This is a genomic window from Paenibacillus segetis, from assembly GCF_014639155.1.
GTDB classification, from domain to species: domain Bacteria; phylum Bacillota; class Bacilli; order Paenibacillales; family Paenibacillaceae; genus Fontibacillus; species Fontibacillus segetis.
The window spans coordinates 601,765-614,771 of the sequence record NZ_BMFT01000002.1 but is presented as its reverse complement, the minus strand read 5'-3'; the positions used below and the strand labels follow the sequence as shown (position 1 = coordinate 614,771).

Here is a 13,007-nt window from a genome sequence, read left to right as displayed (position 1 = left end):
GCCTCCAAAATATGGAGGCCTATTTTTTGTTTATCTTTAGGTATTATCCCAAAAGTTTCAGAACTGCTTGTGGTGCAGAGTTAGCTTGTGCCAACATTGCAGTACCAGCTTGAACCAAAATTTGGTTCTTTGTGAATGCTGTCATCTCAGTAGCCATGTCAGCATCTTTAATACGGGAGTTAGCAGCCGACAAGTTTTCGGAAGTTACACCCAAGCTGTTAATTGTGTGCTCCAAACGGTTTTGGTAAGCACCAAATTGAGCACGGTTTTCAGATACTGTGTTAATTGCAGCTGCAACTGCAGACATAGCTGCTCTCGCATTAGTGACAGTATCCACCTTAACAGCATTAACTCCCAAAGTCGTAGTATCATTCTTCTTCAAACTTACAGAAAGTTTTTCTGCATTTGAAACACCAATTTGGAAGTCTACAGTAGCTGAAGCACTCAGCAGGCTAACACCGTTAAACTTGGAGTTAGTAACAATACGATCAATTTCTGAAACAAGTTCATCAACTTCAAGTTGAATTTTATCACGGTCAGTATTTTGGTACGTTCCGTTTGCCGATTGGTTCGCCAACGTATTCATACGTTGCAACATGGAGTGAACTTCAGTCAAGTCACCTTCAGCTGTTTGGATAAAAGAAATACCATCTTGAGCGTTACGTTGAGCTTGGTTCAAGCCATTGATTTGGTAAATCATTTTCTCGGAAATTGCCAATCCAGCAGCATCGTCGGCCGCACGGTTAATGCGGTATCCGGAAGACAATTTTTCCATTGTCTTACCCATTTGTGTATTGTTGAAGCTCAGGTTACGGTTAGCGTTAATTGCGCCAACGTTAGTGTTAATAAACATACCCATTTGAAATCATCCTCCATGATTGGTTTTTATTGGCCACGTCCTTGTGGCCTATTATATATATCGGTGGAATTTTCCTTTTGTTTAGACTTTTTCAAAAAAAATTGAGAGGAAATGGAACTATTTTTTTGTATCGAAATAAAGTGGGATCTGATCAGGATTTTCCATGCCATAGTAAGCATTCATTAGCTTTCGTTGTACTCTAGCATGCCTTAAGTCAGTTCCTGTGTGTTCTGTTGATAACTCGATCAGCCTTTTAGCTTCCTCCACATTCGAAGTAAGTTGCTGAAGAAGACCCACAAGATCTTGTGAAACATATGATTGGTCTAGTCGCTTAGATTTTAGAATATTTTGGATCCCATCAATTTGTTGAGTACATTGATTCCATTCTTCAATTGAATCGGAAAATAGGCAGAACAAGTTCTCTTCCTCCCTGTCAGATGACAATAAAGATATTTGTGTCTCAGTACACTCGATCAACCTCAGAAGGAGCAGTTGTCTTTGTTCAATTAATGCAGAATATTCAACAACCTCACCCAAGCGTACCACCCTTTCCAATCTCAACCCATGCGGACTGCAATTCCTGAAGCAATGAAATCACTTCATCAATTGAGGAAGACTGTTTCTTAATATTCCCTTCGATTAAGCGGTCTATCATATAAAAGTACAGTTTTTTAAGATTAGAAGCAATCTCCCCGCCTTCCTTCTCATTGAGAGAAGATAGCAGTTCATATACGATATCTTGTGTCTTCGTAACATTCATATTCGTCCCTGCGATATCACCATTATCGATAGCCTCTTTAGCTTTACTAGCAAATTGAATTGCTCCGTTATACAGCATCAGAGTCAATCGATGTGGCGATGCAGTTTGAAATTTATTCTTTTGATAGGCCTGATAACCGGCCAGATTGGGTGATACCATTCGCATTATCCCCCTATTCCATTAATCTGAAGATTTAGTAAGAGTTTTTAACATATTCGAAACGTAATCAGACTGACTCTTTAAACTGGACAACATCACTTCCATATTTGCGTATTTCTTCTCCAAAGCCGCTTGTTTCATATTTAGCCTGTCACTCATACTTGTAATTTGTTCGCTCAAAAATGATATTTCAGAACTATAGCCTTTAATTTTTGTAGTAATAAGTCCATCAACACTATCCGTCCATATCTTAAGGTTATCCTTGAAAAGGCTCCCCATTCCACTGCTCATATCTTCAGTCGTAGAAGTTCCTGACAGCATTTTTTGTACCGCTTCAGGATTTTCTAACATTTTCTTCTTAAATAACTCACTATCAAAGGTGATTTTACCTGTCATCAGCGAAGCGCTGGTTACGCCCTTATCAATCTCTAGGCCGATATCGGACAGGAGTTTAAAACCATCTGTGTCTCCCATTTGTTGATTCATCCAACTGTTTAGCTGAGATTGCAAATCACGCAAGAGAGAATCCCCTTGCAAAGTTAGGGAGAGGGAACCATCGCTGTTCTGAGTAGATTTCGCGGTATTATCTCGAATCATCTTAACAATATCATTATATGCTGTTACAAATGTTTGAATCTGGGAGGTTAAAGCATCAACGTCCTGACTAACCTTGACCGTAGATGAACCAGTATCGGAGAGCGTTAATGTAACTCCTTCTATTGCATTTTCAATTGTATTAGATTTGCTTGTAACTTCAAGCCCATTAATTGTAAATTTAGCATCTTTAGCTTCTTGTGACTGTGTAAATATCCAATCTGAATTGAGAGTAGCAAGCTCGCTAGTAAAAGTAATTTCATTACTTTTAGAAGCCGTCAACACTAAACTTTTGTTTCCATCACTAGTTTGAATTACAGATGCCTGCACTCCCACATCCGTTAGCCCGTTAATTGCCTTTGAAATTCGGGATAGAGCATCCCCCATTGCTGTTGCATCTTCAATTCCAAGGCTTGTTAATTTATTTAATTCATTTTTTTTATCTTCATCCCCTGCATCTTCCGCGTCTTTTATCGCAGCTTTTAATGCATCCTCTGTTAAATATATCGTTTGCCCATTTATTGTCATTGTAGATGCAAATTTGCTATCTCCAAAGGTTTGGGTTGCACTAATCCCCTGGCTCGCTACAGTCTGGCTTTGAGCAAGTTGTGTAACCTTGACCGAATAACTCCCCGCCGCCGCCGATTTTTCAACAGATGCCGATAATATATTAGTGTTTGAACTAGTAGCAGCATACTTACTATACGAACTGATATCCGATAAAGCAGTAGCCGCGTCCCTTAAACTAGCCATTTTTGTATTTAAAGCCGTAAAAAAATCCTTATATGCTGTCGTGATTTCTTTTTTCGTGTTAAGGCTATTTAATGGAATTTTCTGCTCATTCATTATCGCTGTAATTAACTCTTTAGTATTTATTCCCGACCCTGATAATCCCGTTATGCTTACTCCCATTTTTGTCACCTCTTCATTGGTTATATTTTTTCATCAAAAAACATCCCGATCATTTCCTTCATTTTTAAAGAAAGATCTATTAGAAATTCTGGGGGAAGACTAGAAACGACCTCTTTTGTTTCTGAATTCAAAACCTCTACATACAGTTCATGAGCTTCATCATTATATTTAAACTTTAATTCCTTGCCTGAGGCAGCTATCGATTCGTTCAGTTTCTTAATTTGTTCCTCTAGCTTCGCTTGCTGTTCTTTCGTGTACTCCTGCGCCTTTTGATCGTTGATCTTTTGTTCGTTTACATTTGTTTTAATGTCTGACTGTGATGAGATTGCCTTTGGAGCATAAGACTCTAATGACCTAATTTTGTCAGCTGTCACACTTGATTCAACACGGTTAATATTCATCCTAAACCCACCCTCTTCAAAATGGCTACATTTTAAAATTTTTCAGCAGGTTCAGGATTTGTTCTTGCTGCATTTGACTTAGTTGCTCCTTAGCTGCCATATTCTCGGCAACGATTCCTTGATATAATTCCTGACGCAATATTTGAACCTCTTTGGGAGCCAAGAATCCTAATTTAATTTGATCGCCTTCAACTCCGAGGACTTGTACCTGTATGTCGTTACCGATCATTACGGTCTCCCCAATCTTCCGCCTTAGTACCAACATCTATCCGTCCCCCTTCTGCACTAGAGGATACCGGATCGATAAGTCTTGATCTTTAATCACATATTGACACCCTTTTAATGAATGCGGGGAGACTAGGATTGGAGCCATTAGATTCAGATAGAGTTCATCCTGCTGAATATTTACGATCAGCATGACCCCTACATCCTCCGGCGCATTTATTTCTAACAAACTAACTGCATCCTCTGCAAGTCGAAAGCTGTAATCTTGGATAGCCTGCTCAGCTGGAATTAAAACGAAACTTACTTCTTCATCTAGAGCATGAAGTATAAAGAATGGGGTATCTTCCATTGGAAACAACCCATATTGTTGTATATTCGGTATACCTAAGATGCCGGCTTCGAACGAATATAATTGGTTATCTTCAAATTCGAGCAAACCGTATGCCGTACTATGAATCTGTCTCATTTGGGGAGGACCCCTCTCGGATCAACTTGAATTTCAGGTGGATAAATGCGAAAGTCAATGTAAACTCCTTGCCTCGGAAGGGCTTCGAGTGTAACTTCCTTCTGGCCATTTCGCATATAACGTTCATGTGCAATATGACCAAATACATTTTTTTCTCCCGATGATATGTTCGCCACCCTGTCACCTTCCTGTGCCTTCAAAGCAATGTTACTCAAATATATCCCTTGCGATTGCTGTCCTATTTCATTCATTAATGAATCCGGACGTTTAAGACCTAGATCATCAAACACACTAGTCCAATCTGTTATCATTTCAGGTGACGTGAGACGAACGGTAAGCTCCGCGGGTCTATATTTCCCCCAATCACTTGATAATAATGGTTGAATCCCCGACATATCCACGCCCCCCCCTTACGCACCTACAATAGTTAACCTATCTTAGAAAATCTAATAGTGATGTCTGCATCACACGAGCCCCTGTAGAAAGTGCAGCCTGAAGTACATTTTCTTTGGTCTTCAGATCCGTAATCGCTGTCGCAAAGTCTACATCAGCTACATTAGAACGCTGTTCCTTCAAGTTCACTTGCTCACCTGAAATTCTATTCTCCATGAGCTCAAATCGGTTCATCCGTGCTCCGATTTCTGCCCAACTGACCAATAACCGGTCAGCTGCAGTATCGATCTTATCAAGACTGGCAGACATCCCTGCAGTATCATTATTATCTAATGCAGCTGTAAGATCATCTAACACTTTAAAGGTATTATCTGTTCCAGCCTGACCAAAAACGATTTCTCCAGTAATACTTACTGGAACTTTGACAGCAGGGCTAACATTTAAATAAAACAACCCCGGATCCGTAGGCTCACCTGCCGCTCCGGTAGATGTATAAGGAGCTACATCCGTTTTCTGCCCATTAAATAAATACCTACCATTAAAAGTGCTGTTACCGACAGTGACCATTTGTTCCTTCAGCTGTTTGATTTCAGCAGATATGGTGGCTCTTTGCTGAGCATCATAGGTGCCGTTAACAGCTTGTAAAGTAAGCGTACGGGCCCGCTTCAAAATATCACTTGCTTGCTGAAGCAAGGAGTCCATCGTTTTAAGAATTTCTGTACCTGTCTGGGCATTGGTCATAAACTCATCACTTCTGGCCAAATCGGTATCGTAACGCATTTGATAACCAACACCTACAGGATCATCACTTGGCTTATTAATGCGTTGACCTGTAGCAAGCTCTTGCTGGCCTTTGGTCATTGAAGTACTGATGTTCCGTATGTTACGAAGCAATTGGATATTTTGCATGGATCCTGTTACGCGCATGTTGTTCTACCCTCCTATTATTTACCGTCCTACTACACCCATCTGATTAATTACCCGGTCCAACATTTCGTCAACAGTCGTCATGTTACGTGCAGCAGCATTATACGCTTGTTGATAACGGATCATATCGGCAAGTTCTTCATCCATCGAGACTCCGCTTACGGATTGACGTTGCATCTCTAAATTGTCTACCATGGCCAACTCGTTCTCGTAGTTACGTTCAACGTTACTTGCCCGGATACCAAGGTCTCCTACTAGTGCTCGGAAATAATCATCTATTGAACCCTTCGAGAGAGAGGTAAGATTTGCCGGGAAGGTGAATAGTGCATCACGCATGCTTGCCAAAGCATTTGCAACATCGCTGTTACCGCGGATTACTTTGCCGTCAGTTCCAACTTTGGATGAAGCAGCAATATTATTCGTATTACTAAGGATGTCTGGATTGACACGAATATCATCAATCGTAAACCCTCCACCCGTTGATACAAAAAACGGCATACCAGAAGTCGGCGGTTCGGTGAGCGTATAACCTAGCTCATGAAGCCCATTGAATCCCTTCACCATGACATCCATGGATGTAGCGATTCTTGAGCCCGCTGGAATAGCTTGTCCCGCTGGAATTACTGTTCCGTCTTCTAGCTTCACCTCATTTAATGCAGTCATCTGCTGAGGCGTTACATAACCATTGCTTAAAGTAACTTTTATGTCACCCGTGACCAAGGTGCTAACCATAGCATTCAACTGGTTTCGAATTGTATCTGTTTCTTGAAGGGACTTCGTATATCCCTCTAATTGACCAGCTGTTGCTGTAGCTGCGTTCGCTGCCGTTAGATACGTCACCGCTTCGCCGTTAAGCACATCTACACCCGCTGCATTAATGTTAACCATCCCTACTTCATCCTCAGAAAACTGGATATTGACGATCGTAGACAATTGGTCTATCAGCAAATCACGTTGGTCGCGATAATCGTTAGCGTTATCTCCAAAACTTTCATTATCACGGATGATTACATTCAGCTTGGCAATATTGTCGAGTATATTGTTAGCTTCCATTACTTTCTTATCGATGTTAGAAGTAAGGTCGCTTGTCAAATTATTTAATGATTCGCTAATATGTTGCAGTGTATCTGTCATGTTACTGGCAGCACCAGCAACAGCTACCCGAGCACTTAACAGAGAGGGATCTCGATTCAGCGTTTCCCATGAATTCCAGAAATCATCCATAACCGTACTAAGCCCGCTACCAGATGGTTCATTCAAGATATTCTGAATAGATACCATACTCGCGTTCAGCACTTCCCAAGAACCTAGGAATTGATTTTCCCGCCGAAACTGGGTATCTAAGAAACCATCTCTAATCCGGGTAATACTTCCGTACTCTACACCAGTACCTAATTGACCCGGTTGCTGGCTCTTGGTCATTCCCATTGCCCAAATTGGCCTTGCTTCCGTGACATTCACCCGCTGACGTGTGTAGCCTTGCGTATTAGCATTAGCTATATTGTGTCCCAGAGTTTGCATTGATGTCGTGTTAACAAATAAGGCACGCTTACTTGTCTCTATTCCATGAAAAGTGGAGGTCATCTTCATTCTCCTTTAGTAATGCAAATATTCTATCCTCTCGTGTCGAACATGTTACTTCTAACCGATGTCTTCTTATCCTGGCTTTGGGGTCTAGAATAAGTTGCCTCATCCTCTTCCCCACCTATCATCAAATTCAGGGAATAATCGATAAAAGAAAGCGACTGACCAATAAGCTCCTGATTTAATGCGTTTATATGTTTCAAATCCATCAGACGTTTCTCGATTCTGATCCTAGTGTCGTTCAAGTGTTGCTTCTCTTCTGGATCAAACACGAGCCTCATGATTTCTGTAATTGTAAGTTCCAACTGCGATTTAATACCTTTGGATTGCAGAAAGACCTGAGCGGAAGCAAGCAGTTCCTTCTCCTGTTCTTCAATTTTCTTGAGCAACTTCGATTCATGGGATAACGTAAGAACCAGTTGGGTATAGTCATTACTTATAACTGCCTGTTTCTTATCTTTCATAATTTCAAGCAACTTGGCATACGACTCATCCATTTGATCCAGCGACTCTAATAACAATTGAACTGACATAGCAGCCCCCTAATTCTCGGTGTATGACTTGAAGTATGGAACTAACTTCTCCGCAATTTTGCCGGCGTCGACTTGATACGTACCTGTAGAGACTTGTGACTTCAGATCTGCGATACGACTGAGACGTTCCGGATCATTCCCGATTCCCTGAGCTTGTAGTAATTCCTTAGCCTCAGCAGAGATGGAAACCTCATCCTTACGGCGAGCTTTGCGATCTGACTCGTGGCGCATATTTTCGACTTGACGTTGGTAGTTATTTAAGGCCCCGACCCGTCCTGTATCATTAATTTTCATGGGCTCCACCTTTCCTTCCAAAATAAAAAAACCGATAATCTTTACTAAGTTTATCGGCGAAGGTTTAAGCTTTATTAATAGCGAATGATTGGATTTTGAAGAATATTATGCCTCTACGTATGATAATTTGTCGTTAAGAGTTGCGGAACTTGTCAACAGCTCCATAAGCTCCACCCTTTTTGGTGTTATCTTTGGACTCTTGATTCCCCTGCATCTGCGATTCCCCGCTTGTTGCCCTGGTAAACGATTTGGTAAGATGATTCCGGCATGAATCGCACATATTATTCTCGTAAATGAGAACTCCACATATTTCACATGGATACATCATATTCGGATTGTCGGCGACTGATATTCGACCTTCCTTAATAAACTTCGTAATTTGCTTGATAGAAACTTCGGTAGCTTCTGAGACTTCATTAATCGTGGCTGTCTTCTCCTTACGCAAGAATTTCAGACACTTCTCATATTCTGACTCTATATCTTTTATGCAAGCTGGACAGATATCTCTGAAACTTTTAGCAAATAATTTGCCGCAACGCGGGCAATTTCCAAGATTCATCGTCATTCGGACTCTTCCCTTCAAATAACGTGTGTTTGATGATAGATTACCCTATAATATGAGGCCCGTCCATATTTTCATACAAATTAATATGTATATTACAGTCGAAATATGTAAATTTCAGGAACGCGCCCAAGTTAAGCAGTAGACTTCTCCTTTACGGCCAAGTAGGGAACAGACTTTCAGCAACACTACTGAACATGCGTCCACTGTGCTCCCTGTCGTGTACACATCATCTATTAGTAAGAGTTTCAGAGGAGTTTCTGAAAGATTAGATAGACTACCATTCTTACCCTCACCCTTTCTACGTCGAAATAAAAAAGAAGAATCCAGCCAAGAGAGAGGTTGAGGGGCAGACACTACGGATTCTAGTCTTTCTACTGCATCGGGGAGGAACCCGAAGAGACCTTCCATATCATGAAGTCGTTCATGCCGATTCTTGAAGCTCTGCTTCTCCGTATGCCTAGTACGTTCCAGTAGGGGGAGAAGCGGAACGTTGCCGGTAGCTGCTGCTCCTCGGGCTAACCATTCCGCCTGATTAAATCCACGTTCTGCAAGTCTTGTTGCGCTAATCGGCACGAAAGTCACAGCATCAAATTGAACAGAGGCTCCCTTCTTGCCCGAAGCAAGCTCCCGCAACATTCGCTTCATTGCCCATCCCATCATTCGTGATAATACAGGACCATACGCCTCATGCCCCCGAAATTTATATTGTCCAAGCCACTCCCGCATCGTCGCATTATATGACACAGCGCTCCGGTTGAGGATGAATCCTCGAGAACTTTGCCCATGGCGACTACAATCTGGACAACCTACTGGTCGTCCACAAGTGCCACATCGAGGATTGACGATCCAAGGGATCGCAGCATAACAGGACTGGCATAATTCCGGGTACCCTCGGACTGCCATCGAAATGACTTTACCACAGGTTAAACAAGAAACTCCCCTTGGGGACAATAGATTATGCAGTGGCGTGAGTATCGTCATCTTTGTCATCCCTCCCTTTTATCCCACAAAAAGCCATTCTTTCGCGCGATGATATTCATCGATTTAATCTGGCGACAAGCCCCTCGCTGTGACTTGCTCCATTCCGGAGAAGCAAACACAACAACACCTGCCGGATCATCCTTGGACCGTCCTGCACGTCCGGCCATCTGCACCAAAGATGCTTCATCAAACAATCCACTATCTGCATCTAAAATGTACACATCACTTCGAGGTACCGTTACACCGCGTTCCAAGATGGTCGTTGTGATTAGCATCCTTATTTCCCCCGCTCGAAAAGCAAGGACTTTATCTGTTCGTCCCTCGTCTTGTGAGGAAGTCCCCTCAATCGCAATATTCGGGAAGTGTTGCCTAAGCAAAGCAACTAGAGGCGTAATGTGGCGAATACGAGAAACAAACACAAATATTTGGGCACCACGGGAAATTGACACTTGTAGAGAGCGGATTAGCGACGAAGAAACGGACTGACGATGTAAGCAGTCCTCGACCGACTTCATGGTGATATGGATAGGTAAAGGTAGTGGATGTCCATGAAAACGAGCAGGCACTTTGGCATGAGGTAAACGTCCAGCGGCAATCTCCCTTTGTAGGGCATCTGGAGGTGTAGCTGACAGATACACAAAACGCCCATTCCATTTGCAACATTGCTCGGCTGCATAAGCGAGCATCGGATCATTATGGTAGGGGAAGGCATCAAGTTCATCGATAATAACCAGATCAAACGATTGATGAAACCTTAACAATTGATGTGTCGTAGCCAGGAAAAGTTGTGCTTTGACCCACCGCTGCGGACTTCCACCGTATAGGACGGCGATCTTCTCATCGGGAAAAGCTACAGCAAGCCGAGGTGCCAGCTCCAGCACAACATCCCGACGAGGTGTTGCTACTAGAACCCGTCCACCCTGGTCCAGTACATATCTCAGCAGCGGAAAGATCATTTCCGTCTTACCTGCGCCGGTGACGGCCCAAAGCAGGAAGCTTCGCGGTGGCGGTGGCGAAACCTCACCTGATCGGCCGCCGCCACCGCGAAGTACTATGCGCGCGCATGATGCCGCGCGCTGGAGAACCCCCGCCCCGCGTGACGCATGGGCGGGCATACCCGCTTCCTGTGGCTCCGCCAGGAAGCGCAGTGCCGCCCCCGCAGCCATGCGCTGCGCGGGACTGAGCCCCCACCGATCCAGTAAGGACTCGGTGGGGGTACACCGTGCCGTGCCGCCTCCAGCGGGCGGCACGGTGGCCCTGGCGCTGCCGCGAAGCAGCAGCGCACAAGAGCGGCTGCGCCCGAGCGCGAGGCAGGCCTCGCAGTAAGCGCAGCTGCTTGTACCGCACGACCCGCAGGGCGTGCGGCGATGCACTTCGCTGCCGCAACGCCGGCAGCGGGGTGCCTGGGCCCGGCGCCGCGATAGCGGGCGCAGGGCTTGCCCTGGGCGGGCGGTGGCGGATGCCACGCCCGCAGTGAATTGCACGCGCCCTTGCAGGTGCGCGAGCTGAGCCGCGGAGAACCACGCCGCAGATGCAAGGTGCGGCGCGGTCTCCGCCAGCAGTTGCTGCAGCTCCGACTCCAGTAGCGAACGGCCTTCTAACGCGGAGGCCAGCCACTCCGCTTCCTCAAGCAATTCACTCCGCTTTCTTGAATCTACTACATATGACCCCTCACTCGATTTCCCGCTCCTATCACTCTCTTGTTCTGTCAGAACCATTCCTAACGGAGATAATCCTCTTCCTTTGAGCCATACCCAGCTAGGTTGGCCCACTACTATTAAATCCCACTGAAGTGGCCTATTTCCGTCATTCACCGACTTCCCTTCCAAGGCCAGCTCTTCTTTTAATCCTTGTTTCATATAGCTAGCCCAGTCCTCTAGCTCCCAGCTATCCATAGTAGCTTGATGGATAAACCTTTCCCGCAATGAAATCGCCCATCCCAGTGGCATAGATTCTGAAAGTAAAACCATCGCTTTTACTTCCATTCTAGGTTCACATCGAATACTATCTTCACCTCTATCTTCACTACTATCCACTCTACCAAGCAATCCTCTCGTTACTTTCTCATTCCTATCTACCGACCTCCCTTGGCCCTCACCCACTACCCACCATCTCACATCGACCCTCAGATCCAGACTCACCCCAAGGTTCCAGCCCTCCGCTAGCCTTACTGCATATAGACTAATTCTCATTTCGTTACCCTCCCTTCATTAACTCAAAATAACCATTTCCAGCCACCCTATAGTTCGTATACGCCCTTCTCTATTTCCCTCAAGTACGCTGACCTTCATTTCTCCAGTATTCAAATATCCGGCCTCCGCTTCTAAACCAGTAGTTGCACAAAGTACAACTATTTCGAACAGAACATCGTTGTGAAATACAATAGTTGCATATAGTGCAATTAAAATAGGCCAAAAAGGCCGAAGTCAGCGAATCTAGTATATTTAAGTGTAGTTTCTGCAATTAATATCAGTAACTTGGCAATATAATTAAGTTTAGTTGTACTTTGTGCAACTACTTGACCTCATTCCTCAGCTACTTGGTCTCTATCTTTAACTATTTGATCTCAGTCCACAGCTACATGCTCTCTTTCTGGAGCTACTTGGCCTCTCTTTACAATCACATGGCCTCACTCCACTGCTACACGTTCTCTTTCTTTCTGCAACTACGTAGCCTCCTTCTTCTGCAACTACCCAAATCCCATCCCCAAAACAATCTCCCCTTCTCACCTCAGTCCCATTTACTCATTCCCACCACTCACCCCTCCCCCAGACAACGCAAAAAAGCACACTCCCCGCCCATTAGGCTTAAGAGTGTGCTTCACACTTTCATTCGCTTCGGCTTATTTGGCTTTTGCTGTTTCTTCTGCATCCGCTTAATTCGCTTCCACCTTTTCTTATTTAATTGTTGTTGCGCTTGTTCTAACTCAGATATGAACATATGGAATTTTGGCCGCCTCCTGTGGTAGCCGAAGGTCGATATACTTCGCATCTTCGCCTTCAACAGGAGATGTCTGCGCTCTCATTTCCTCTTCATTCTGAGTTGCCGTAATACCGATCACCGTTAGTTCCATTCCACTCATGTTCTGCATCCGCTGCATGATCGCCAGCGTATCGTCCTGTGATTCTTCATCCAGTACAGTTACGCGTAGCGACTCCCCACGCAACCTGGCATACCATGACAGAGCTCTCAAATACCATTCCATCTGATTCTCATGATTATGAGTCACCAAAATATAATGAATCTGCTTGCCTGTGCGTTTGCTCCGCGAGTATCGGTTGTGAAGCATATGCACCAACACTGCAGCCAAACCATAACAGAGCAGAATCCAACCCATGTAGGGAATCATGGAAC

16 protein-coding genes are annotated in these 13,007 nt (G+C 44.2%); all 16 read right to left on the bottom strand.

What is annotated here, in order from left to right; all coding sequences use genetic code 11:
• Positions 1 to 43: 43 nt before the first annotated feature.
• The 16 genes from IEW05_RS18920 to IEW05_RS18845 all read right to left on the bottom strand — a co-directional run bounded on the left by IEW05_RS18920 (position 44) and on the right by IEW05_RS18845 (position 13,002).
• Entirely contained in the window at positions 44 to 859 is an 816-nt protein-coding gene (locus tag IEW05_RS18920) for a flagellin N-terminal helical domain-containing protein (RefSeq protein ID WP_308420447.1), read from the bottom strand.
• Between the two features lie 117 nt (positions 860 to 976).
• Positions 977 to 1,276 (bottom strand): flagellar protein FliT, encoded by a 300-nt coding sequence (locus tag IEW05_RS18915; protein WP_188541396.1) that lies wholly within the window; start codon positions 1,274 to 1,276, stop codon positions 977 to 979.
• Between the two features lie 112 nt (positions 1,277 to 1,388).
• A complete protein-coding gene (gene fliS, locus IEW05_RS18910; protein WP_188541395.1) occupies positions 1,389 to 1,778 on the bottom strand; it encodes a flagellar export chaperone FliS in 390 nt (129 codons plus the stop codon).
• 21 nt (positions 1,779 to 1,799) lie between these two features.
• A complete protein-coding gene (gene fliD / locus IEW05_RS18905) occupies positions 1,800 to 3,284 on the bottom strand; it encodes a flagellar filament capping protein FliD (protein WP_188541394.1) in 1,485 nt (494 codons plus the stop codon).
• A gap of 20 nt (positions 3,285 to 3,304) precedes the next feature.
• Positions 3,305 to 3,685: a flagellar protein FlaG gene (locus IEW05_RS18900; protein WP_188541393.1), complete on the bottom strand. Its 381-nt coding sequence runs from the start codon at positions 3,683 to 3,685 to the stop codon at positions 3,305 to 3,307.
• A gap of 25 nt (positions 3,686 to 3,710) precedes the next feature.
• Positions 3,711 to 3,950 (bottom strand): carbon storage regulator CsrA, encoded by a 240-nt coding sequence (gene csrA / locus IEW05_RS18895; protein WP_188541392.1) that lies wholly within the window; start codon positions 3,948 to 3,950, stop codon positions 3,711 to 3,713.
• Positions 3,951 to 4,376 carry a flagellar assembly protein FliW gene (fliW, locus tag IEW05_RS18890; protein WP_188541391.1) on the bottom strand — a complete coding sequence of 142 codons (426 nt, stop codon included), beginning with the start codon at positions 4,374 to 4,376 and terminating at the stop codon, positions 3,951 to 3,953.
• Positions 4,373 to 4,771, bottom strand: a complete 399-nt coding sequence (locus IEW05_RS18885) for a DUF6470 family protein (RefSeq protein ID WP_188541390.1) — start codon at positions 4,769 to 4,771, stop codon at positions 4,373 to 4,375. The genes fliW and IEW05_RS18885 overlap by 4 nt, the downstream gene beginning before the upstream one ends.
• A gap of 37 nt (positions 4,772 to 4,808) precedes the next feature.
• Complete coding sequence (gene flgL / locus IEW05_RS18880; RefSeq protein ID WP_188541389.1) at positions 4,809 to 5,696, bottom strand: flagellar hook-associated protein FlgL; 888 nt, start codon at positions 5,694 to 5,696, stop codon at positions 4,809 to 4,811.
• Positions 5,697 to 5,717: 21 nt separating this feature from the next.
• Complete coding sequence (gene flgK / locus IEW05_RS18875) at positions 5,718 to 7,280, bottom strand: flagellar hook-associated protein FlgK (protein WP_188541388.1); 1,563 nt, start codon at positions 7,278 to 7,280, stop codon at positions 5,718 to 5,720.
• A 29-nt stretch (positions 7,281 to 7,309) separates the two neighbouring features.
• Complete coding sequence (locus IEW05_RS18870) at positions 7,310 to 7,813, bottom strand: flagellar protein FlgN (RefSeq protein ID WP_188541387.1); 504 nt, start codon at positions 7,811 to 7,813, stop codon at positions 7,310 to 7,312.
• A gap of 9 nt (positions 7,814 to 7,822) precedes the next feature.
• The gene (flgM, locus tag IEW05_RS18865) at positions 7,823 to 8,107 is read right to left on the bottom strand and encodes a flagellar biosynthesis anti-sigma factor FlgM (protein WP_188541386.1); all 285 of its coding nucleotides are present in this window, start codon (positions 8,105 to 8,107) and stop codon (positions 7,823 to 7,825) included.
• Between the two features lie 133 nt (positions 8,108 to 8,240).
• The gene (locus tag IEW05_RS18860; RefSeq protein WP_188541500.1) at positions 8,241 to 8,666 is read right to left on the bottom strand and encodes a TIGR03826 family flagellar region protein; all 426 of its coding nucleotides are present in this window, start codon (positions 8,664 to 8,666) and stop codon (positions 8,241 to 8,243) included.
• A gap of 120 nt (positions 8,667 to 8,786) precedes the next feature.
• Positions 8,787 to 9,653 carry a ComFC family protein gene (locus IEW05_RS18855; RefSeq protein WP_229753524.1) on the bottom strand — a complete coding sequence of 289 codons (867 nt, stop codon included), beginning with the start codon at positions 9,651 to 9,653 and terminating at the stop codon, positions 8,787 to 8,789.
• A gap of 5 nt (positions 9,654 to 9,658) precedes the next feature.
• Positions 9,659 to 11,638, bottom strand: a complete 1,980-nt coding sequence (locus tag IEW05_RS26135) for an ATP-dependent helicase ComFA (RefSeq protein ID WP_444543952.1) — start codon at positions 11,636 to 11,638, stop codon at positions 9,659 to 9,661.
• A 941-nt stretch (positions 11,639 to 12,579) separates the two neighbouring features.
• Positions 12,580 to 13,002: a vWA domain-containing protein gene (locus IEW05_RS18845; RefSeq protein WP_188541383.1), complete on the bottom strand. Its 423-nt coding sequence runs from the start codon at positions 13,000 to 13,002 to the stop codon at positions 12,580 to 12,582.
• Positions 13,003 to 13,007 lie beyond the last annotated feature (5 nt).

What these genes read in the sequence shown, in the direction of transcription:
- flgL (WP_188541389.1), bottom strand. Translation starts at nt 5,696, where the DNA reads ATGCGCGTAACAGGATCCATGCAAAATATCCAATTGCTTCGTAACATA.
- IEW05_RS18870 (WP_188541387.1), bottom strand. Translation starts at nt 7,813, where the DNA reads ATGTCAGTTCAATTGTTATTAGAGTCGCTGGATCAAATGGATGAGTCG.
- IEW05_RS18845 (WP_188541383.1), bottom strand. Translation starts at nt 13,002, where the DNA reads ATGATTCCCTACATGGGTTGGATTCTGCTCTGTTATGGTTTGGCTGCA.
- flgM (WP_188541386.1), bottom strand. Translation starts at nt 8,107, where the DNA reads ATGAAAATTAATGATACAGGACGGGTCGGGGCCTTAAATAACTACCAA.
- IEW05_RS18920 (WP_308420447.1), bottom strand. Translation starts at nt 859, where the DNA reads ATGGGTATGTTTATTAACACTAACGTTGGCGCAATTAACGCTAACCGT.
- IEW05_RS18885 (WP_188541390.1), bottom strand. Translation starts at nt 4,771, where the DNA reads ATGTCGGGGATTCAACCATTATTATCAAGTGATTGGGGGAAATATAGA.
- fliD (WP_188541394.1), bottom strand. Translation starts at nt 3,284, where the DNA reads ATGGGAGTAAGCATAACGGGATTATCAGGGTCGGGAATAAATACTAAA.
- flgK (WP_188541388.1), bottom strand. Translation starts at nt 7,280, where the DNA reads ATGACCTCCACTTTTCATGGAATAGAGACAAGTAAGCGTGCCTTATTT.
- IEW05_RS18900 (WP_188541393.1), bottom strand. Translation starts at nt 3,685, where the DNA reads ATGAATATTAACCGTGTTGAATCAAGTGTGACAGCTGACAAAATTAGG.
- IEW05_RS18855 (WP_229753524.1), bottom strand. Translation starts at nt 9,653, where the DNA reads ATGACGATACTCACGCCACTGCATAATCTATTGTCCCCAAGGGGAGTT.
- fliW (WP_188541391.1), bottom strand. Translation starts at nt 4,376, where the DNA reads ATGAGACAGATTCATAGTACGGCATACGGTTTGCTCGAATTTGAAGAT.
- fliS (WP_188541395.1), bottom strand. Translation starts at nt 1,778, where the DNA reads ATGGTATCACCCAATCTGGCCGGTTATCAGGCCTATCAAAAGAATAAA.
- IEW05_RS18860 (WP_188541500.1), bottom strand. Translation starts at nt 8,666, where the DNA reads ATGAATCTTGGAAATTGCCCGCGTTGCGGCAAATTATTTGCTAAAAGT.
- IEW05_RS26135 (WP_444543952.1), bottom strand. Translation starts at nt 11,638, where the DNA reads ATGGAAGTAAAAGCGATGGTTTTACTTTCAGAATCTATGCCACTGGGA.
- csrA (WP_188541392.1), bottom strand. Translation starts at nt 3,950, where the DNA reads ATGTTGGTACTAAGGCGGAAGATTGGGGAGACCGTAATGATCGGTAAC.